The following is a 21,676-nucleotide window of genomic DNA, read 5'->3' on the forward strand; positions in this document are numbered from 1 at the left end:
TTAGTTGAGCACTATTGAATATTAGTATTGTAGTTATTCTTAAACCGTAATTTGCAATATCTATATTTTCAATTCCCTACACAATACCTACATTTAGTGATATTTAACACCCTGTAAATCAGCAATTTTGCTCCATAAAAAAAGGGGAAACTTGTTTCAAAACAAATTTCCCCTTTTTAGTATTTTAAATTCCAGATTACATTTTCTTTCTCATTCTCGCCACCGGAATATCGAGTTGTTCCCTGTATTTTGCAATCGTTCTTCTTGCAATTGGATAGCCTTTTTCTTTAAGGATTTCCGCCAATTGGTCGTCTGGAAGTGGTTTTTTCTTGTCTTCTTCCTCAATCGTATTCTGAAGTATTTTCTTGATTTCCAGTGTAGAAACATCTTCCCCTTGGTCATTTTTCATCGCTTCCGAGAAGAATTCTTTAATTAGTTTCGTGCCATAAGGCGTTTCCACATATTTGCTGTTGGCCACGCGTGAAATCGTCGAAATATCAAGACCTACCATATCGGCAATATCTTTTAAGATCATTGGTTTTAACTTGGTTTCATCTCCATCCAGGAAAAATTCTTCCTGATAATGCATAATTGCATTCATGGTTACAAAAAGCGTTTCCTGACGTTGGCGTATCGCATCGATAAACCATTTGGCCGAATCCAGTTTTTGTTTTATAAACTGTACCGCATCTTTCTGCTGTGTAGATTTATCACGGGAATCCTTGTAGGTTTGCATCATTTCCTGGTACTCTTTAGAAACGTGCAGCGAAGGAGCATTTCGTCCGTTTAAGGTCAGTTCCAGCTCGCCATCTACAATACGGATGGCAAAATCAGGCACTACATTTTCCGTCACTTTGTTATTTCCGGTAAAAGAACCACCTGGTTTTGGATTCAGTTTTTCTATTTCATGAATGGCTTTTTTTAGTTGCTCATTGGAAACATTGTATTTTTGTAGCAGCTTATCGTAATGTTTTTTGGTAAACGCATCAAACTGGTTTTCGATAATATCTGTCGCTAATTCCACAGATTCGGTTGGTGTTTTATGTTTTAATTGCAACAACAAACATTCCTGTAGATCTCGTGCGCCAACGCCTGATGGTTCCAGTTCATGGATGACCTGCAGCATTTTTTCTACCATTTTTTCATCGGTATAGACTCCTTGGGTAAATGCCATGTCGTCTACCATATCAGGAACACTGCGACGTATGTACCCCATGTCATCAATACTTCCTACTAAAAACTCAGCGATTTCGCGTTCTTCATCATTGAGAATAAAGGTATTCAATTGATTGATTAAATCTTGATGAAAACTTACTGGTGCGGCAAAAGGTGTTTCGCGATCTTCATCGTCATCACTGTAATTGTTGGCCTGTGTTTTATAATCCGGAGTTTCATCGTTGCTTAAATATTCGTCAATGTTGATGTCTTCGGCTTCAATTCTATCCGATTCCGAATCATCATAATCATCATAATCTTCGTTTTCGAACTCATCCTTTTCATAATCCTCTTCTTCTTTTCCGGCCTCCAAAGCTGGATTTTCGTTCATTTCTTCCAATAAACGTTGTTCGAAAGCTTGCGTAGGCAATTGAATTAACTTCATCAACTGAATTTGTTGAGGAGATAATTTCTGTGATAATTTTAAATTTAAGAATTGCTTTAGCATGTTAGTTTATTTGGGTATTCGTTTATTTGGTTATTTGGCATCGAATCCACAAATAACCAAATCCACAAATCAACTTTTTATTAAAATTCCGCATTCATTGGGGTTCTTGGAAAAGGAATTACGTCCCGAATGTTTGTCATACCAGTTACAAACAATACCAATCTTTCAAATCCAAGACCGAAACCGGAGTGAACAGCAGATCCGAATCTTCGGGTATCAAGATACCACCACAATTCTTCTTCATCAATTCCTAAGGCTTTCATTTTTTCGACCAAAACATCAAAACGCTCTTCTCTTTGTGAACCGCCAACGATTTCTCCAATTCCCGGGAAAAGGATATCCATTGCGCGAACCGTTTTTCCGTCTTCGTTCAAACGCATGTAAAATGCTTTGATATTTGCCGGATAATCAAACAAGATTACCGGACATTTAAAGTGTTTTTCCACCAAGTAACGCTCGTGCTCTGATTGTAAATCAGCACCCCATTCGTTGATGATATAGTTGAATTTTTTCTTTTTATTTGGCGTGCAATCTCTTAAAATATCAATTGCTTCCGTGTATGAAACACGTTTGAAATTGTTTTCCAAAACAAAGTTTAATTTGTCAAGTAAAGCCATTTCGCTTCTCTCCGCAACTGGTTTCGATTTCTCTTCATCTAACAATCGTGTTTCCAGGAATTTCAAATCTTCCGGACATTTGTCCAATGTATATTTGATTACATATTGAATAAAATCTTCGGCTAGATCCATGTTGTCATTTAAATCATTGAATGCCACTTCTGGCTCAATCATCCAAAATTCCGCAAGGTGTCGTGAAGTATTGGAGTTTTCGGCTCTGAAGGTTGGTCCAAAAGTATAAATCTGACCCAAAGCCATGGCAAAAGTTTCTCCTTCCAATTGTCCCGAAACCGTAAGGTTCGTCTCTTTCCCGAAGAAATCTTCTTTATAATTCACTTTTCCGTCTTCGGTTCTTGGCGTTCCGTCAAATGGCAAAGCGGTCACTTTAAACATTTCACCCGCACCTTCGGCATCCGAACCCGTGATGATTGGCGTATTTACATACACAAAACCTTTCTCCTGAAAATAACTGTGAACGGCAAATGACAATACTGAACGTACTCTCATAATCGCTCCAAACATATTGGTACGCACTCTTAAATGCGCATTTTCACGCAAGAAATCCAAGCTCGGTTTATTTTTAGGTTGTATCGGGAATTTCTCTGCATCTGAATCTCCAAGGATTTCCAGTTGAGCGACCTGAATTTCAAATTTTTGTCCAGCACCTTTACTTTCCACCAAAGTTCCCGTTACTGAGATGGCTGCTCCAGTCGTAATTCGCTTCAAGGTTTCATCTGGCGTGTTCTCAAAATCGACCACACACTGTATATTATCAATGGTCGAGCCATCGTTTAAGGCAATAAATTGATTGTTTCTAAAAGTTCTCACCCATCCTTTTGCATTCACTTCATGAAGCGTTGTAGTGCTGTTTAGTAAGTCTTTAACTTTTGTATGTCTCATTTTATGTGTATAATTGATATTAAATAGTGTCTTCTTATCGAACTGCAAATATAAAGGATTTGTTTGTAATTGTCATTGTGAGAAATAGGGTATTCAGGAGCTATTTCCCGCTATTCGCTATATCTTTTGCTTTTTAAAGGAAAAAGCAAAAGGATGCCGCTACTATCGGGGCTAAACGAATGGCAATATTTAGAATTTTTCAGAAATATTAGGGTGAATTTCCTGCATCGTTTTGTTATTCTATTTCTTTTTTGTCATTTCTACGAAGGAAAAATCGCGCTAGGTTCAGCTCCTATATGTAAGTTTTCTCTATTGCCGAAATTACAAGTTGTCGGGTAAGTTTTGAAAAAAAAAGTTTCTAATTTCCACAATTCCCTAGCCCCGATAGGAGTGGAAATCCTTCCTGTTTTTTTCTTTAAAAAACAGGAAGATTGTAACGAATAGCGCGAAAAAGCTCCAAATACTGCTACTTATTTTTCTCTAACTCGTCAATTTCAGCATCACTAGGTTCAATGATGTCAATTTTGGGTTCGATGAAATCCTGTTCGTTGGCCAGTGTTTTGTTTAAGGTCAATACCAAAGCCGGCAGTAACATCAAATTAGACAGCATCCCGAATAATAATGTCAGTGAAATCAGACCGCCAAGTGCAATCGTTCCTCCAAAACTGGACAACATAAATACCGAAAATCCAAAGAACAACACGATAGAAGTATAGAACATACTCAAGCCGGCATCCGTAAATGTGGCATAAACTGATTTGCGTATTTTCCAGTTGTTTTTCTTTAATTCCTCACGGTATTGCGACAGGAATCGAACAGTATCATCCACAGAAAGACCAAATGCAATTCCGAAAACCAATATCGTTGACGGTTTCAGCGGAATATCCAGAAAGCCCATTATTCCTGCGGTTAGCATTAACGGCAATAAATTTGGGATGATAGAAACCAACACCATTTTGAACGAACGGAACATAAAACCAATCAAAAGCGCGGTTAAGAAAAAGGCGAAAGCCAGCGATGAAAGCAAATTGTCCAGCAGGTAACCAGTTCCTTTCTGGAAAACCAGTGCTTTTCCGGTGATGGTGACTTTGTATTGATCAGCAGGGAAAATTCTAGCTGCTTTTTTACGGATTTCAGCTTCAATTTTGGCAATATTATCACCGTTTTCATCGCGCATAAAAGTGGTGATTCGGGCAAATTGTCCAGTCGAATCCACGTAGCTTTTCATCAGATTATCTTTTGAGTTTTTTGTGGCATTTTTAGCATACGACAAAATAAAGGACTGTTCTTGCGAAGTAGGCAATTCATAATAGTCCGGATTTCCGTTATAATAGGCTTGCTTGGAATATTTAACTAAATTGACAATCGAAATGGGTTTTGATAATTCAGGGATTTCATCAATAGTTTCCTCCAGTTCATCCATTCGCCTAAGCGTAGACAATTTCATGACTCCTTTTTTGCGTTTGGTGTCAATCATTATTTCCAGCGGCATCACCCCGTCAAATTCTTTTTCGAAGAAAACAATGTCTTCAAAAAAGGCTTCTTTTTTAGGCATGTCTTCTATCAAACTACCTGAAATGCGCATTTCATAGATGCCTACGATACTAATCACTAAAAGAATAACCGAAACGACATAAATGGAAAAGCGATTGTGTTTTACGTTTCTCAGAATCCAATCCATGAAAACGGTAACGTAATTGCGGTCGAGGTGCTCAATGTGGCGCTCTTTTGGAGCCGGAATATAACTGTGAAAAATAGGGATGACAATGATACACAAAAAGAAAAGTGCCATAATATTGATGGAAGTCACGACCCCAAACTCTAATAATAATTGGTTGTTAGAAGCCACAAACGTAGCAAAACCTATAGCCGTGGTAAGATTCGTCATCAAGGTTGCCATTCCTACTTTGGTGGTGACACGCTGTAATGCTTTGGCTTTATTGTGGTGAATTTTATATTCCTGATGGTATTTATTGGTCAAGAAAATGCAATTCGGGATTCCAATAACGATGATTAAAGATGGAACTAAAGCGGTTAAAACCGTGATTTCGTAGTTCAATAATCCTAAAAACCCGAAAGACCACATTACCCCAATAATGACAATAATCATTGATATTAACGTCGCCCTGAAACTTCTAAAAAAGAAAAAGAAAAGCAATGAGGTGATTAATAATGAGGCTCCAATGAAGATGCTTATTTCATCAGTGACGGTTTTTGCATTTAGCGTCCGTATATAAGGCATTCCGGAAACACGTAGGTCGATTCCGGTTTCTTTTTCGAATGTTTCGACTGCGGGAACTAATTTATCTAGGATAAAATCTTTTCGGGCTGCCGTGTTTACAATTTTTTTATCCATGTAAACGGCAGAGCGAATGCATCCGGATCTTTTATTGAAAAGCAATCCTTCATAAAAAGGCAAATCATTGAAGAGTTCCTTTTTAATCTTTTGAAGATAGGCTTGGTCAACGGTTTTACTTTGGTCAACAAAAGGCACTAATTCGAAGGTTTCCAGCGAATCGTTTTTTTGTAATTTCTTTAAGTCATTTAACGAAATAACTAAATCTACCGCCTTGTCATCCTTGAGGGTGTTCATCAGTTTACTCCACGAAGCATATGCTTTTGGAGTAAATATGGCATTATCTTTTACCCCGATGATGACTAGATTTCCTTCTTCCCCAAATTTATTTAAAAAGGCGTTGTACTCAATATTTACAATATTGTCATCTGGTAATAAATTGGCTTCGGTAAACGCGAAGTGAATGTTTTTCCACTGCAGTGCTAAAATAGCTGTTATCGCTATAATTATGGATAACATTAAAACTCTATTTCTAAGGACAATTCGAGCAATTAATTCCCAAAATCCCAAACTGAACCACTTGATCATATTTCATATTTAACAGCCGCAAAGGTAGTCAAAACCGCTAGAAATCATTTGTTTTGAGTTAAACTTTTTGTTAAGTTGATGAGGCAATTTCTACTATATTATATTTTACAATAAAATAATTTTGTGGCATATAAATTATACATTTGATTTTCTCATCTTTGTTTCTTGAAAGAAGGGAAAGTCAATATAAAAACTAATATGAAGAATTATAAAAACACAATATTTTATTTGAGTGTTACTGGCGGTTTTATTGCATTAATGTACTGGATTATAACCAAAGGGAAAAACTTAGAAGCAACAGAAACAATAGTTTCGCCAGAGAGCGGCAATGGTTCTTGGAATGATTTTTTAGCTTCTATGCAACATAATTTTCAGGATCCGTTGGCTATACTTTTAGCACAAATAATTACAATAATTCTTGTTGCCCGTTTTTTTGGATGGGTTTTCAAAAAAATTGGACAGCCATCCGTAATAGGCGAAATTATTGCGGGTATTGTGCTTGGACCCTCTTTACTGGGATTGTATTTTCCGGAGTTCTCCAGCGCTTTATTTCCTGTTGAATCGTTAGGAAATTTAAAATTTTTAAGTCAGATAGGATTGATTCTTTTTATGTTTGTTATCGGCATGGAACTCGATTTGAAAGTGCTGAAAAACAAAGCCAATGAAGCGGTAGTAATTAGTCACGCCAGTATAGTAATCCCTTTTGCACTCGGGATTGGTCTGGCTTATTTTGTGTACAATCGGTTTGCCCCTGAGGGAGTTACGTTTTTAGCTTTTAGTTTGTTTATGGGAATTGCGTTAAGTATTACTGCTTTTCCGGTATTAGCCAGAATCGTTCAGGAAAGAGGAATTCATAAAACTAAATTAGGTTCTATAGTGATTACGTGTGCTGCTGCCGATGATATTACTGCTTGGTGTATTTTGGCGGTAGTAATTGCAATTGTAAAAGCAGGGACTTTTGTGAGTTCGTTGTATATTATTATGCTGGCAGTACTTTATGTTGTTGCCATGATTTTTATTGTGAAACCATTTTTGAAACGAATTGGCGATTTATATGGTTCTAAAGACAGTATTGTAAAACCGGTTGTGGCAATCTTTTTTCTGGTATTGATTTTGTCATCCTATGCAACGGAGGTTATCGGTATTCACGCGTTGTTTGGTGCGTTTATGGCAGGTGCAATTATGCCGGATGTCCCTAAATTAAGAACAATATTCATTGAAAAAGTAGAAGATGTTGCCTTGATTCTGTTACTCCCTTTGTTTTTTGTATTCACGGGTTTAAAAACTGAAATTGGTCTTCTTAATGATCCGTATTTGTGGAAAGTTACCGGTTTTATTATTTTAGTGGCGGTAGTCGGAAAATTTTTAGGAAGTGCATTAGCAGCAAAATTTGTAGGCCAGAGTTGGCGTGACAGTTTGACGATTGGCGCCTTGATGAATACTCGAGGACTGATGGAATTGATCGTTTTAAATATAGGCTTAGAACTCAAAGTTTTGACTCCTGAAGTGTTTACCATGATGGTCATCATGGCTTTGGTCACTACTTTTATGACGGGACCCGCTTTAGATTTAATCAATTATATCTTTAAAACAAAAGATGGTATTGAAATTGTAGAGCCAACAAACCACAATAAATACCGAATTCTAATTTCGTTTGGCAACAATGAAAAGGGGAAATCCTTATTGCGGTTAGCGAACAGTTTTATAAAGAAACAAAAAGGCCAATCCAGTATTACGGTGATGCATTTATCTTTAAGTGATGAGGTGCATACTTTTAATATGGAAGATAAAGAAAAAAATAGTTTTTATCCAATTGTAGAAGAATCACAACTGTTGAATCAGGACATTACGACCATTTTCAAAGCTACACTTGATATTGAGACCGAAATTGCAGAAGTTGCCAACCAAGGGGATTACGATTTATTGCTTATAGGCCTGGGAAAATCAATATTTGAAGGTACCATTCTTGGAAAAGTAATTGGTTTTACAACTAGAATCATCAATCCGGATCGATTGATTGATAAGTTTACCGGAAAAGAAGGGTTGTTTGAAAACTCCCCTTTTGACGAAAGAACCAGACAGATTATTTCTAAAACCAAGATGCCAATAGGAATTTTGATAGACAAAGATTTACAGCATGTAAACCATGTTTTTATTCCAATTTTCAGTCCTGAAGATTCCTTTTTGATTGATTATGTGCAAAAATTGATTTACAATAACAATTCTAAAATTATTATTTTGGACGTAAATGGTCATGTAGAAACTAATTTTGTGATGAAAAGTGCTATTGATTCTTTAGAACAAAAATACCCTAATAACATAGGTTTAATTACTGATGAAGCTATTAAAATAGAATTTTTGGACCATCAGGATTTAATGCTAATAAGCTTGGAAAGTTGGAAACAACTGGTAGATTCCAGAAGCAGTTGGTTGAGTGGTGTTCCTTCAGTATTAATTTTAAAGCATTAACATGAACTGGATTTTATTAATTATAGGGGGACTTTTTGAAGTGGGTTTTGCAACTTGTTTGGGTAAAGCCAAAGAAAGTACTGGTATGACAGCAACCTTGTGGTTGGGCGGATTTTTAATTTGCTTGACAATAAGTATGGTATTGCTTTACAAAGCTACACAAACTTTGCCTATCGGAACGGCTTATGCGGTTTGGACTGGAATTGGAGCAGTAGGAACCGTACTAGTTGGAATATTTGTTTTTAAAGAGCCGGCTGATTTCTGGAGGATTTTCTTTATCACCACTTTGATCAGTTCTATTATCGGACTCAAATTTGTTTCAAGTCATTAAAAGATTTTTAATAGGATTTGAAAGAGAATTAGAATTTTTTGAGATTTTTTATATTTCTGATTGACTAGAGTTAACGTAATACATAACAGTAAATTTTATCAATTAAAGTCCATTTGCCTTAAGTTTTTTTGTGTAAATATTACAACTTTACTTTTTTATGCTTTAGCTCTTGTATTATTATCAAAGTTATTTATAAATTTATTTAAACTTTTGAGGGCAGTCTATCAATAGAATTGGTTTTTATTAGTTTTTGAAAGAGAATTATACCTTCAAAATTTAAGTTTCTTTCGCAACTAAAAGTTGATGTGTTTCATTATGGAATTTTCCGCCGTTTTAAATGGAAGTATTTGGTGGTTGAATCGGTAGTTATAGGTTACAGTTTTTTAAATTCAATATTTTTCGAAAGCAAAAAATCCATTACACTTAATACATTGTTGCTTTCGAGGACTACTTTTGATTTTGGATCTGCATCACAAAATTCGAGGAAAAGCGCTATTTCATCTGGTTTTAGTTTTAAAGTTTGAAGATAAAATTTTTCATCACAGCAGCTTCTTGCCAATTGTTTGAATTCAATTTGTGGCTCATTTTCTGGAACTTCCTCTTTTTCTTTTTTGAATAGTCCTAAAATCATTCCGCCAATTCGCATTAAATCCATTCCATTTTCGATAGTTCCTTGGTAAACTCCAGGATTTTTCAAAGCTCTTGCGGCTTTCTCTAGGGCGAGTTTATCAAGTTTGCCTTGTTCATACGCTTTATCTGTACTTAATTTTATAGCTGGTATTTTTGTAATTACCACTTCTTCTAATTGTTCCGCTTTTAAGATTAATAAAATGAAGAGGTTGTTTTTGCTAATGGTCCTTTCATCTAAAACAAATTTTTTGACATCATGATTTTTCGAAATAAAAATGAGTTCGTCACCCGATTTTGCCCAAATAGAAAATTCACCTGATGCATTAGTAAGGGTGATTTTTTTAGAACTAAAATTAGCAACCTCAACTTTTTCTACTGGAAATTCTTGGTGTAAAACTTTCCCGTGAATTAATTTTTCGGTTTGTGAGAAACCAGATTGAAGTACAAAAAAAAGTAAGAAAACAAAAAAGTAGTTTTTAATCATTCGTAATATTTTGATTACAAACATATTCAAATCATTTGGTGAAAATGAAAATGGAATAATAAATTGATGTTAATCAAAAACTAAAGTTCTCTTAATTAAAGTTTTTATACTGTAATGACTTTGGTCTAAACTGCATTTGCCACAATAAATCCGCTTGTCCACGCATTCTGGAAATTAAATCCACCGGTAATGGCATCAATATTCACGATTTCTCCAGCAAAATAAAGGTTTTCATGCAATTTGCTTTCCATTGTTTTGAAGTTAATTTCTTTTAAATCAATGCCACCTGCCGTCACAAATTCTTCTTTAAACGTGCTTTTTCCATTCACTTGAAAAGTCCCATTCGTCAATTGATTCGCAAGATCTTGTAATTGTAACTTAGACAAATCGGCCCATTTGGTTTCCACTTCAATTCCGGAAGCGAGCACCAAACTTTCCCATAATCGATTGGTTAATTCGAAAGGGGATTTTTTAGAAACTGATTTTTTAGCGTGTTCTTGTTTTAAGTCTTTTAGCTTTTTCTCGACATCAGCAGTGTCTTCCTCATTCAACCAATTTACGAAAATGGTAAACTGATAATTTTTGTCATGCAAGATTCGGGCACCCCAAGCGGAAAGTTTCAAAATCGCAGGTCCGCTCATTCCCCAATGGGTAATTAACAACGGTCCTGTTGAGCTGAGTTTGGTATCCTTTACTTTTACAGTCACTTGTGCCGCAACTCCGGGTAATTCTTTTATTCTGGTATCTTTGATGTTAAAAGTGAATAGGGAAGGAACTGGGCTAATAACTGCGTGTCCAAAATTCTGTAACATTTCCCATACTTTAGGATTACTGCCTGTGGCTAAAATTAGCTTTTCGGCAAGATAATTTTCAGTTTGGGTTTCAATTTTCCATTCATTTTCTTTCTTGAAAATAGATTGCACACTTTGTCCCGTAAGTACTGCAATTCCCAGTTTTTGTGTGGCTTTCAGGAAACAATCAATAATCGTTTGTGAGGAATTCGAAACGGGAAACATGCGTCCGTCTGCTTCGATTTTGAGTTCTACGCCATGTTTTTCGAACCATTCAATCGTATCACCAGAACAAAACTGATGAAATGGGCCTCGCAATTCTTTTTCGCCACGCGGATAAAACTTCACTAATTCGTTCGGTTCAAAACAAGCGTGCGTTACGTTGCATCTTCCACCACCAGAAATACGAACTTTATTCAGCACTTCTGTACCACGTTCTAAAATTGCAACTTTCAGTTTTGGATTTTTCTCCACAATATTAATCGCTGTAAAAAAACCTGCCGCGCCACCGCCTACTATTATTATATCGAAATTCTGGTTCATATTCTATTTGGGAAATCAGTGATAATTCCGTTTACGTTGAAGGTTTTTATTCTTTGAATGTCTTCTAATTCATTGATGGTCCAAGGAAAAACTTGTAATCCTTTTTCCTGTATTTTTGCCGTGTTTTCTTTTGTCAATAAATGAAAATTTGGATGAATGGATTTTGCCTGAATGAATTTGGCGAAAGCCAAAGCCAAGTCTAAGTCGGTTTCCGTTAAAACGCCAATGGGAATTTTATCATTTAAAAACGCCACTTGTTGCAACGCGTTCCAATCAAAACTGGAAATTAAAAATCGTTCGTATTTCCAGCCTTTTTTAGAGACATACTTTTCAATCAGTGAAACCACTTTATCTGTTACTTCATAGCTTTTGAGTTCAATATTGATAAAACAATCTTGGTTAACCAAATCAAAAACCTCTCTTAGTGTTGGAATTTCATTGCCTTCAATTTGAAAAGCCTTCAATTCACGCAAAGATAATGCACTTACAAAACCTTTTCCATTGGTCGTTCGGTCAATAGTTTCGTCATGGATAACGATTATTTCGCCATCAGCACTCAAATGCACGTCAAGTTCAATGCCGTCCACTTGCATGTCTAGTGCTTTTTGGAACGAAACAAAGGTATTCTCGGGTTCATATCCTTTTGCGCCACGATGTCCAATTTTGAGCATTGCCTCTTGTTTTTTGGTAAAGGTAAACATAAAAAAAACGCCTTCATTTCTAAAGGCGTTTGGATTAAAATATTTTAAAAATTATTTTTTCAATTCTAATAAAACAATATCGAATTCAGTATTGATTGTCACTTTTCCATTGGAAACAATTGCTTCTTTTCCAGAATAGGCATCTTTTAATGATGTGCCGTCTGCGAAAATTGAATCAACAGCAAGTTCTTTTGTACCAATTACCAAATCCAATCCAACAACTACTTTATCTGTAAAATCTCCTTTAGAGAAAGTTCTGCTAAAAACATACGGTTGAGCCGAAATTTGCATGTGAATTCCCGCACCTATTGAAGGATGATTTTTTCTGAATTGACCTAATTTTTGCCAATGCAACAGTGTTTTTTGAGTTTCAGGATTTGATTTGATAGCCTCCCAATTCATAAAGGAACGTAATGTTGCATCGCCTTGCGTTCCTTCAATAACTAAGGAACGGGCACTTTCATCTCCATAATACACTTGAGAAAGTCCAGGGCTCAGTAATAATTTTGTTCCGCTTTCTATGGTTTTGGTGCGTTGTGCATCAAATGGTCCACCATCGTCATGCGAGGATAAATAGTTCAAGACACTGTATCCTTTTAGTTCGTTGTTCAGCTTGTTTGAATATTTGGAGAATATAAATTCGTAGTCTTTTTGTGCATCCCATTTGAATTCGAAATTGATCATATTGTTGAAACCATTTTTAAAATAGTTTATTTTTTTGTCTCCAAAATCAAAATCTTGTCCGCCGCTGATGCCATAATTGTACACTTCAGCAATCGTGTAAAAAGTATTGTTGTCTAAAACTTTTGTTGGATTGTTTTTCTTCCAATTTTTAAAAGCATAATCACACTGGGTTTTAAAATCGGCCCAAACGGTTTCATCCGTGTGTTTTACGGTGTCACCTCGGTAACCATCAATTCCGTAATCTACAATATAATCCGTCAACCATTTGATGATGTAATATTTTGGTGCTCTTGGATAACCGGTACGTGCAAAAAACGCATCCAATTCTTTAGTTTCTTGTTCGTATCGTCCTTCTTTTTTCCATTTTTCGATTAAAAAAGGAGGCAATTCCACATTTTGATTGCTTTCTGTTTTTATATCCGGAAGATTAGAAACCAGCGTACAAGCGGTTGTGTTTTCAAACGATTTATAATCGCAATTTGGTCCTGTTCGCACCCAATCATTTGGCCAAACGGTATCTTCGGGAGTTACGGGACCGGTATGATTGATGACGCCATCAAGAATGATTCGAATTCCATGCGCGTGTGCTTTTTGAACTAATGCAGCCAAATCTTCTTTGGTTCCAAAGTTAGGATCTAAGTTCGTCCAATCTCTTGCCCAATATCCATGAAAAGCATAACTCAAACCCGTTCCTTCATCAACGGCATCGTGAATTTGTTCCACTACTGGTGTAAACCAAATGGCATTTATTCCTAATTTATCAAAATAGCCTTCGTCAATTTTTTGAGAAATTCCTTTGATATCGCCACCTTCAAAACCACGAAGTTTTCCGGTTGTTTTGGTCCTGTTGAAGTTTATATCATTGGAAGTATCCCCATTATTAAAACGGTCCGTCATTAGAAAATAAACATTCGCTCCTTCCCAAACGAAAGGCGTTTTGGTACTCTCGGCAACGGTTTGTGTACTGGAGCAACTGCTTATTATTGTCATGGTTAATAGTAAAAGTGGGATTGAATATTTTTTCATTTTTTTAGCATTAAATGATTTGGTTTCTTAGCTGTTTGATAGGATTCAAATTACTTTAGCTCTAAAATCAAAACTGACTTAGGTTCTATTATAATTTCGTTTGTAACGTCAAATGTAAGTTCAGAAATCACGTCTTTTCCTGTTTTAAAGTCTTTTATGTTTTCTTTGAAACGATGTGTATTTATAGTTTTGGTTTCATTGCTGTTGTTCATTAGAACCATAATCGTTTCATCGGAATTGTATCTAAAATAAACGTAGGCATTATTCTCCGGGATATAATGTGTCATTTTTCCATAATGAATCGCCGCTTTTGTTTTTCTCCAATTAAATAATTTAGAAGTAAAATCAAAATAGTCGCTTTGTCCCGGAGTTCTTCCTTCCTTGATGAACGCATTATTTTGATCGCCTTCCCAACCGCCAGGGAAATCTTGACGAATAGCAGCATCCCCTTTGTTTTTATCACCGGCCATACCTATTTCGCTTCCGTAATACAATTGTGGAATTCCACGAAGGGTAGCCATCAAAGTCATTGCCATTTTGTATTTTCTAATGTCGTTTCCGTAGGTTTGATTGATCCTATTGGTATCATGATTTTCGACAAAAATCAAGATGTTATTGATGTTTGGATACAGAAAATCATTCGTAAAATTGTCATACAATTTCGCCATTCCTTTGTCCCATGTACCTTCATCTTCATTGAAAACTTTAGTGGTCGCCTCATATAATGTAAAATCCATTACACTTGGTAAATACGAGTTATAATTTTGAATTTGAGCTATTTTACTGTCTTTTTGCCAATAGGCCATTTGCGCTTGACTTTGCATCCATACTTCCCCAACAATATTAAAATTTGGGTATTCATCCGTTACCGATTTGGTCCATTTGGCAATGCCTTTAGGATCTGAATAATTATAAGTGTCTACTCTAAAACCGTCCAAATCAGCATATTCAATCCACCAGATCGCATTTTGAATCAGGTACTTTAAAGTCAAAGGATTTTTCAAATTTAAATCGGGCATTGATGGAACAAACCAGCCGTCAATTGTGATTTTTTTATCAATTTCTGAAGCATTAGTGTCATGAATCACCGTTCTTTTGTGATTGGTTTGGGTATATGTGTCAAATTGATTGATCCATTCTTTTGTAGGTAAATCTTTCATCATCCAGTGTTCAATGCCCCAGTGATTCGTCACATAATCCATCACCAGTTTAAGGTCTCTTTTGTGCATTTCGGCAGCCAATCGAACATAATCAGCATTGGTACCATAGCGGGGATCTATTTTGTAAACGTCGGATTGACCATACGTGTGATACGAAAAAGCAGCGTCATTATCTTCGCAAAGCGGTGTACTCCATATGGTTGTTGCGCCAAGTGAAGAAATGTAATCTAAATTTTTTATAATTCCTTCAATATCACCACCATGTCTTCCGCCGGGTAATTCTCTATTGTATTTTTCTTTGGTAGCGTCCCCACTGTCATTATTTCTGTTTCCATTAGCAAAGCGATCCGGCATCAATAAATACATCATATCCGAAGAGTCAAAGCTTTTGCGTTGCGCGGAGTTTTCTCTTCTTTGGCGCAAGCTATATTTTTGTGTGAATGTTTCTTTGTTGTTGTTTTTAAAAGTAAAAACGAAATCTGATACCGCCACTTTTTTGGTGTCAATGGTAACAAAAATGTAATTGGAATTTTCCGTTCTTTTTACATTGGTTATTTTTATTCCATTGGAAACAGTCACTTGATATTGCGCTATGTCTTTGCCATAAAATAAAATTTGCAGCTCTGGATTTTGCATTCCTGCATACCAAAAGGGAGGTTCAATTTTATCTATTTGAGCGTTTATAGTGAAAGACATAAAAAAAAGGAATAAGGTTGTTTTTTTTAAAAAGCTCTTATTTAGGAACGGTAAAGGAATAATTTTATTCATTGTGAAATACATTTTATTAAATTTTTAAACAATATTAAAATAAAGTCGATGTGCTTTTCAAGGAATTATTGTTTGGAACAATACAAAAATACTGCTACGTGGTGTTATCAAGTAAACAATCCCAATGTTTATTGGGATTGTTAATAAGCCTGACTAGGCTAGGGTTCAAATGATAGAATTAACTACAAGTTCTAGCAATTGTTTATTATATAGTAACTAAATTTTCAGACTTAACAACTATAGGCTGACCATTTACTATGATGTTCAATTCTTTGGTACCATCAATTGAAAAAGTTGTTTCCGTATGATTAATCGCTAATTTCAAAATTTGATTTCTGAAATTAATTTTAAACGAGTATCCTTCCCATTCTTTTGGAATTTTTGGAGAAAAATGAAGCGTATCTTCTTTAATTCTCATTCCGCCAAAACCTTCCACGATACTCATCCAAGTTCCTGCCATCGATGTAATGTGACAGCCTTCTTCCACTTCTTTATTGTAATCATCTAAATCAAGACGGGAAGTTCTCAAATAGAACGTGTACGCCATATCCATTTTGTCTAATAAAGCGGCCTGGATCGAGTGTACACAAGGCGAAAGTGAACTTTCGTGAACGGTAAAAGATTCGTAAAACTCAAAATTATTTTTCAGTTCTTCTTTCGAAAAATGATCTTCAAAGAAATAGAAGCACTGCAAAACATCGGCTTGTTTGATGTAAGGCGAACGTAAAATTCGGTCCCAAGACCATTTTTGATTGATGGGTCTTTGGCTTTTGTCCAAATCGGCTACGCGAACTAATTCTTTGTCCAAGAAACCGTCTTGTTGTAAGTATACATTATGTTCTTCCGAAAATGGGAAATACATATTATCCGAAACTTTTTTCCAAGATTGTAATTCGGAATCCGAAATCTTTACTTTTTCCGTAATTCTTTTGTGATCCGAAGGATATTCCAGAGATACTTTCTGAATTTGTTCGTAGGTATATTCCAGACACCATTTTGCAATATAATTCGTGTAGAAATTATTGTTTACATTGTTCTCGTATTCGTTTGGACCTGTAACGCCAAGAATCACATATTGGTTTAAATGAGTCGAAAAATTGGCTCTTTGATGCCAAAAACGCGCAATTCCTATTAATACTTCCAGTCCTTTTTCAGGAATGTAACTGTAATCACCAGTGTATCTGTAGAAGTTGTAAATAGCAAATGCGATGGCTCCGTTTCTATGAATTTCTTCAAAAGTAATTTCCCATTCGTTATGGCATTCTTCACCGTTCATTGTTACCATTGGATATAAAGCAGCTCCGTTAGTAAATCCTAATTTGGCAGCGTTTTCAATGGCTTTGTCCAATTGATTGTAACGGTAGGTCAATAAATTACGAGCCACTTCCTGATCTTTGGTCGCCATGTAAAACGGAATGCAATAGGCTTCTGTATCCCAATAAGTAGAACCTCCGTATTTTTCTCCGGTAAATCCTTTTGGTCCAATATTCAATCGACTGTCTTTCCCTAAATAGGTTTGATTCAATTGAAAAATATTGAAACGGATTCCTTGTTGTGCTTTTACATCGCCATCAATGGTGATATCTGACATCTCCCAAATTTTTGCCCAAGCATCGATCTGGTCCTGTAACATTTTCTCGTATCCTAATGCTAATGCGGATTGAATCACTTTCTCCGCAGCAGCAATGGTGTTTTCATGGTTTAAAGAAACCGTGTAACCACCAATTTTCTGGATAGATGATTTTTGGCCTTGCGCCACAATTACATCGTAACTAAATTGAATTTTATCAGAAGTTGCATCAATATTAGAGGGAGAAATAGCCGTTTTTTCACCATTGCTCAAAATGCTATTTTGCATAAAAGTAGTTACTTTGAAATGTGTTTTGAACGTTTGTGCCGTTACAAAAGCTTCATTTCCTGACTTTTTGACGTCCAGTGGTTCCCAGAATTTTTCTTCCCAGTTGGCATCTTCATTAGTCACCCCAGCATCGATATAGGGTTTGTAAACTATTTTAGCATCTTTATTTAAGGGTGTGATTTCGTAATTAATTACGCCCACTTCATCAAGGTTCAAAGAAAGGAAACGACGTACATTTACGGAAATTTCGGTTCCGTTTTTTAAAGTCGCGTCAAAAGAACGATGGTACCACCCTTCTTTCATATTCAGTTCACGGCGAAAATTATTGACTGCTGAACAGTTGTTCAAATCTAGTTTTTCTCCGTTGATTTCAATGTCAATTCCAATCCAGTTTGGAGCATTTAAAACCTTAGCAAAATATTCTGGATATCCATTTTTCCACCATCCTACTTTAGTCTTGTCTGGATAATAGATTCCTGCAATATAACTTCCCTGAAATGTTGCTCCAGTATAATTTTCTTCAAAATTAGCCCGCTGTCCCATGGCACCATTACCAATACTGAAAAGACTTTCGGATGATTTTATGCTCTCGGTATCAAATACCTCTTCAATGATAGACCAATTGTCTGGTTTTATATAATCTTGATTCATTTTTTCTAATTTAAAGATTCAATATATTTAAAAATTTAAAGATTGTTGTGATTCGGATCCAATTTTGTTCTTTTTTACTTTTTTGAATCTTGTTTCTTAATTCTTTTTGACTCTATTCTTTAATTAAATCTTCTATGAAGTTGATGTCAATTGCTGTGAAATCGTTGAAGATGTATTTTGCTTCATGTAAAATACCAGAGTCACCTATTCCTACACTGGTCATGTTACCAATATTAGCTGCTTGAACTCCCGCCACTGAATCTTCAAAAACAATTGCGTTCTCTGGTTCGATATGTAATAATTTTGCAGCTATCAGGAAAACTTCCGGATCAGGTTTTGCGTTGGTCACATCATTCCCATCGACAATAGCATCAAAGTAGGAGAGTAATCCGGTCTTTTCAAGAATGGGTCTGGCATTTTTACTAGCAGATCCTAAAGCGATCGGTTGATTTTTTTCCTTTAAAAATTTTAAAACGGAAAAAACTCCAGGAAGAATTTTACTTTGATCCATATCGACCAAATAGGATAAATACTCCTCGTTTTTTTGAACCAACCATCTGTCTTTATCTTCTTGCGAAGCTTCCACTTTTCCTAATTCTAATATAATATCCAAAGAGCGCACACGGCTTACTCCTTTTAATAATTCATTATGTTCCAGTGTAAATTCAATATTTAACTCATTTGCGATTTTTTGCCACGCTAGATAATGGTATTTTGCTGTGTCAACAATTACTCCGTCCAGGTCAAATATGAATGCTTTTCTATTATTCATGAATTTCAATTTTTGTTCTGTTGTTTACTCTAAGGGTAAGTAAACCGGCAAATATCATCGATACTCCGCCAATTAATAAAGCGTAAATAGGTTCGTTTTGAAAAAATTGTTTGACAATAAAACCTAATATTGTTGCGGCAACAATTTGAGGAATAACTACAAAAAAGTTGAAAACGCCCATGTAATATCCCATTTTTGCTGCTGGTAAAGCGCCCGATAACATCGCATAAGGCATTGATAAAATACTGGCCCATGCAATACCAACTCCTAACATTGGAATTAATAATAAATATTTGTCTCCAATAAAATAAATAGAAAGTAATCCTACACCACCGGAGCACAATGCTAGTAAATGTGTGGATCGAACCCCTACTTTTTTTGCAATTACAGGCAATAAAAAAGCAACTGCAGCGGCTACTCCATTATAAACCGTGAAAAGGACTGATACCCAGTCGGCAGCATCATTATATACTTTTGAAGTCGTATCCGTTGTTCCAAAAATATGCTGTGTAACGGCTTGAGTAGTGTAAATCCACATAGAAAAAAGTGCAAACCAAGAAAAGAATTGGACCCAAGCCAATTTTTTCATTGTAGTCGGCATATTCAATAAATCGGTCATGATGATGGTGAAACCATTTTTTATTTGAACAACCCTAAGTCGGGACGTAATCATGAATAAGATTCCAATAACAATTAACCCGATAAATAAAATGTAGAGCTCTTTGGTAAGTTGGTTTTCGTAAATAATAAACGAAATGATGCTTCCTAATAAAGTCATTACAAGTCCTAGATTGAATTGTCTTTTGATATTCGCTTTGGATTCAAACTCAGTTTCAATTGGAGCAACTTCTTTAGTGTCTTTGTCTTTTTGTTCAAAAGCCTCTAATTCTGCAGGAGAATATTCAGTAGATTTAAAAATAGTCCACAATACAGCCAATAGAAAAACAATTCCTCCTATATAGAAGGACCATTTTACAGAGTCAGGTATGATTCCTTCAGCAGCAGTGTTGCTTACGCCAAAAACATTTGTGAAAATGTAAGGAAGTAAGGAGCCGACAACGGCACCCAATCCAATGAAAAAACTTTGCATAGCAAAACCTAAAGTACGCTGCTTTTCGGGTAGGTTATCCCCCACAAAGGCGCGAAATGGTTCCATCGAAATGTTGATTGAGGCATCCATCATCCATAATGTGCCCGCGGCAATCCACAACGAAGGCGAATTGGGCATTATAAACAAGGCTATCGATGATAAAATGGCTCCTATCAAAAAATAAGGTCTGCGTCTGCCTAATCTGGTCCAAGTTCTATCGCTAAAATAACCAATTATGGGTTGGATAATTAAGCCGGTAACAGGAGCAGCAATCCATAAAATAGGGATTTCATCAACTTTTGCACCTAATGTTTCAAAAATTCTTGAAGTGTTTGCGTTTTGCAGTGCAAAACCAAATTGTATTCCTAAAAAACCGAAACTCATGTTCCAAATTTCCCAGAAACTTAATTTACGCTTTTCCATTATCGTAATTTAAAAAATTAATACGATAAGCGCTATGCTTATCAAAACTTATCTTATTTTTCGAAGTAAAAGTTAAAGCCTTGAGGGGTAAATATAAAAATATATTTCAATCTTTTGTTTTTCAGAAACAAATATTAGATAACTTTTTTCACTACAAGGTTGTAGTTCGGAATAAAATAGCTAATTGGTTGACTCTCTTTCTATCAAATGCGTTTCAATAACTTCGGTTTTGTAATTTTCGTCTTCTTCATCCTCCTCAGATTCGAGTCTTTCAATAAGCATTTTTGCCGCTTTATTACCCATTTTTATTCCGCTTTGACTGACAGTAGTAATTGTAGGAGTTGAATATTTTGAAATGATGCCATCAGTAAAGGCAATAACTGCTAAGTCTCGCGGGACATTTAGTCCTATTTTGTTTGCGGTTTTTATTATGGTAACGGCAAATAATTCATTTACAGCAAATACAGCATCAATGGCTTTGTCTTCCAGTAGTTTTCCAATCGTGATTTCACAAGTATCAACATCTTCTATTTTGATAATCAAATTTTCATTGAAAGGAATATCATTGTCCAGAAGGGCTTTAATATAGCCGTCAGTGCGGAGTTTACCTACGCTCACATAATCTACAGTAGTCACTAAGGCAATTTTTTTTCGTCCTTTATCGATTAAACTCTGAACTGCTTCATAAGCTGCCGATTGATCGTCGATGATGACTTTGTCACAAAGAATATCATTGGTAACACGGTCAAACATGACTACAGGCATTCCTTGATTGATGACTTCAGTAATGTGGTGAAAATCGCCTCTGAATTGGGTTTCTTTCGAAAGAGACATAATGAATCCGTCGATACTGCCGTTAGCAAGCATTTCCATGTTAAGCACCTCTTTGTCAAATGAATCGTCAGATAAACAGATGATGACACTGTATCCATTTTCATTGGCCACTTGTTCTATTCCGTTAATCACTGTAGAGAAAAAATGATGCACAATTTCAGGAATAATAATTCCTATGGTTTTGGTTTTTCTATTTTTTAAGCTCAGCGCAATATTATTGGGTTTGTAGTTGTAGAATTTGGCGAAAGCCTGTACTTTAAGTCTGGTTTCTTCGCCTATTTCTAAGCTGTTTCGTAATGATTTGGAGACGGTAGAAATGGAAACATCTAATTCTTTTGCAATTTGTTTGAGGGTGATTTTCCTTTTCATGATAAGATGTGGTATTAATTTATTTCGT

General features: G+C 35.7%; 14 protein-coding genes. 2 read left to right on the plus strand and 12 right to left on the minus strand.

Features of this window, described 5'->3' with window-relative positions; translation table 11 throughout:
* Positions 1 to 196: 196 nt before the first annotated feature.
* From rpoN to ACNQF9_RS05620, 3 genes are all read right to left on the minus strand, one after another.
* Positions 197 to 1,663 (minus strand): RNA polymerase factor sigma-54, encoded by a 1,467-nt coding sequence (rpoN, locus tag ACNQF9_RS05610; protein ID WP_417989804.1) that lies wholly within the window; start codon positions 1,661 to 1,663, stop codon positions 197 to 199.
* An 80-nt stretch (positions 1,664 to 1,743) separates the two neighbouring features.
* On the minus strand, positions 1,744 to 3,180 hold the full coding sequence (gene asnS / locus ACNQF9_RS05615) for an asparagine--tRNA ligase (protein ID WP_417989805.1): 1,437 nt from the start codon (positions 3,178 to 3,180) through the stop codon (positions 1,744 to 1,746).
* 466 nt (positions 3,181 to 3,646) lie between these two features.
* Positions 3,647 to 6,064, minus strand: coding sequence for an efflux RND transporter permease subunit (locus ACNQF9_RS05620; RefSeq protein WP_417989806.1), 2,418 nt, complete (start codon positions 6,062 to 6,064; stop codon positions 3,647 to 3,649).
* Between the two features lie 198 nt (positions 6,065 to 6,262).
* On the opposite strand from ACNQF9_RS05620, the gene ACNQF9_RS05625 reads away from it, so the two are divergent.
* Complete coding sequence (locus tag ACNQF9_RS05625; protein ID WP_417989807.1) at positions 6,263 to 8,533, plus strand: cation:proton antiporter; 2,271 nt, start codon at positions 6,263 to 6,265, stop codon at positions 8,531 to 8,533.
* Between the two features lies 1 nt (position 8,534).
* Positions 8,535 to 8,864, plus strand: coding sequence for a DMT family transporter (locus ACNQF9_RS05630; protein WP_417959253.1), 330 nt, complete (start codon positions 8,535 to 8,537; stop codon positions 8,862 to 8,864).
* A gap of 373 nt (positions 8,865 to 9,237) precedes the next feature.
* Here ACNQF9_RS05630 and ACNQF9_RS05635 read toward each other — a convergent pair whose 3' ends face one another.
* The 9 genes from ACNQF9_RS05635 to ACNQF9_RS05675 form a co-directional block, all read right to left on the minus strand.
* Positions 9,238 to 9,978 (minus strand): hypothetical protein, encoded by a 741-nt coding sequence (locus ACNQF9_RS05635; protein WP_417989808.1) that lies wholly within the window; start codon positions 9,976 to 9,978, stop codon positions 9,238 to 9,240.
* A gap of 125 nt (positions 9,979 to 10,103) precedes the next feature.
* The gene (locus ACNQF9_RS05640; RefSeq protein ID WP_417989809.1) at positions 10,104 to 11,312 is read right to left on the minus strand and encodes a BaiN/RdsA family NAD(P)/FAD-dependent oxidoreductase; all 1,209 of its coding nucleotides are present in this window, start codon (positions 11,310 to 11,312) and stop codon (positions 10,104 to 10,106) included.
* Positions 11,309 to 11,983 carry a glycerophosphodiester phosphodiesterase gene (locus ACNQF9_RS05645; RefSeq protein WP_417989810.1) on the minus strand — a complete coding sequence of 225 codons (675 nt, stop codon included), beginning with the start codon at positions 11,981 to 11,983 and terminating at the stop codon, positions 11,309 to 11,311. Before ACNQF9_RS05645 ends, ACNQF9_RS05640 begins: the two co-directional genes overlap by 4 nt.
* 81 nt (positions 11,984 to 12,064) lie before the next feature.
* The gene (locus ACNQF9_RS05650) at positions 12,065 to 13,723 is read right to left on the minus strand and encodes an alpha-amylase family glycosyl hydrolase (RefSeq protein WP_417989811.1); all 1,659 of its coding nucleotides are present in this window, start codon (positions 13,721 to 13,723) and stop codon (positions 12,065 to 12,067) included.
* A 50-nt stretch (positions 13,724 to 13,773) separates the two neighbouring features.
* Positions 13,774 to 15,579 (minus strand): glycoside hydrolase family 13 protein, encoded by a 1,806-nt coding sequence (locus ACNQF9_RS05655; RefSeq protein WP_417959258.1) that lies wholly within the window; start codon positions 15,577 to 15,579, stop codon positions 13,774 to 13,776.
* 277 nt (positions 15,580 to 15,856) lie between these two features.
* Positions 15,857 to 18,160 (minus strand): glycoside hydrolase family 65 protein, encoded by a 2,304-nt coding sequence (locus ACNQF9_RS05660; RefSeq protein WP_417959260.1) that lies wholly within the window; start codon positions 18,158 to 18,160, stop codon positions 15,857 to 15,859.
* A 112-nt stretch (positions 18,161 to 18,272) separates the two neighbouring features.
* Positions 18,273 to 18,932 carry a beta-phosphoglucomutase gene (pgmB, locus tag ACNQF9_RS05665; protein WP_417989812.1) on the minus strand — a complete coding sequence of 220 codons (660 nt, stop codon included), beginning with the start codon at positions 18,930 to 18,932 and terminating at the stop codon, positions 18,273 to 18,275.
* Positions 18,925 to 20,445 carry an MFS transporter gene (locus ACNQF9_RS05670; protein ID WP_417959262.1) on the minus strand — a complete coding sequence of 507 codons (1,521 nt, stop codon included), beginning with the start codon at positions 20,443 to 20,445 and terminating at the stop codon, positions 18,925 to 18,927. Before ACNQF9_RS05670 ends, pgmB begins: the two co-directional genes overlap by 8 nt.
* Positions 20,446 to 20,625: 180 nt before the next feature.
* Complete coding sequence (locus tag ACNQF9_RS05675; RefSeq protein WP_417959263.1) at positions 20,626 to 21,648, minus strand: LacI family DNA-binding transcriptional regulator; 1,023 nt, start codon at positions 21,646 to 21,648, stop codon at positions 20,626 to 20,628.
* Between the last annotated feature and the right edge of the window lie 28 nt (positions 21,649 to 21,676).

Origin of the sequence: Flavobacterium amylolyticum, assembly GCF_048284335.1 — a bacterium.
In the GTDB taxonomy this organism is placed as follows: domain Bacteria; phylum Bacteroidota; class Bacteroidia; order Flavobacteriales; family Flavobacteriaceae; genus Flavobacterium.

Coding starts and splice junctions, on each gene's coding strand:
- rpoN (WP_417989804.1), bottom strand. CDS start 1,663: ATGCTAAAGCAATTCTTAAATTTAAAATTATCACAGAAATTATCTCCT.
- asnS (WP_417989805.1), bottom strand. CDS start 3,180: ATGAGACATACAAAAGTTAAAGACTTACTAAACAGCACTACAACGCTT.
- ACNQF9_RS05620 (WP_417989806.1), bottom strand. CDS start 6,064: ATGATCAAGTGGTTCAGTTTGGGATTTTGGGAATTAATTGCTCGAATT.
- ACNQF9_RS05625 (WP_417989807.1), top strand. CDS start 6,263: ATGAAGAATTATAAAAACACAATATTTTATTTGAGTGTTACTGGCGGT.
- ACNQF9_RS05630 (WP_417959253.1), top strand. CDS start 8,535: ATGAACTGGATTTTATTAATTATAGGGGGACTTTTTGAAGTGGGTTTT.
- ACNQF9_RS05635 (WP_417989808.1), bottom strand. CDS start 9,978: ATGATTAAAAACTACTTTTTTGTTTTCTTACTTTTTTTTGTACTTCAA.
- ACNQF9_RS05640 (WP_417989809.1), bottom strand. CDS start 11,312: ATGAACCAGAATTTCGATATAATAATAGTAGGCGGTGGCGCGGCAGGT.
- ACNQF9_RS05645 (WP_417989810.1), bottom strand. CDS start 11,983: ATGCTCAAAATTGGACATCGTGGCGCAAAAGGATATGAACCCGAGAAT.
- ACNQF9_RS05650 (WP_417989811.1), bottom strand. CDS start 13,723: ATGAAAAAATATTCAATCCCACTTTTACTATTAACCATGACAATAATA.
- ACNQF9_RS05655 (WP_417959258.1), bottom strand. CDS start 15,579: ATGTCTTTCACTATAAACGCTCAAATAGATAAAATTGAACCTCCCTTT.
- ACNQF9_RS05660 (WP_417959260.1), bottom strand. CDS start 18,160: ATGAATCAAGATTATATAAAACCAGACAATTGGTCTATCATTGAAGAG.
- pgmB (WP_417989812.1), bottom strand. CDS start 18,932: ATGAATAATAGAAAAGCATTCATATTTGACCTGGACGGAGTAATTGTT.
- ACNQF9_RS05670 (WP_417959262.1), bottom strand. CDS start 20,445: ATGGAAAAGCGTAAATTAAGTTTCTGGGAAATTTGGAACATGAGTTTC.
- ACNQF9_RS05675 (WP_417959263.1), bottom strand. CDS start 21,648: ATGAAAAGGAAAATCACCCTCAAACAAATTGCAAAAGAATTAGATGTT.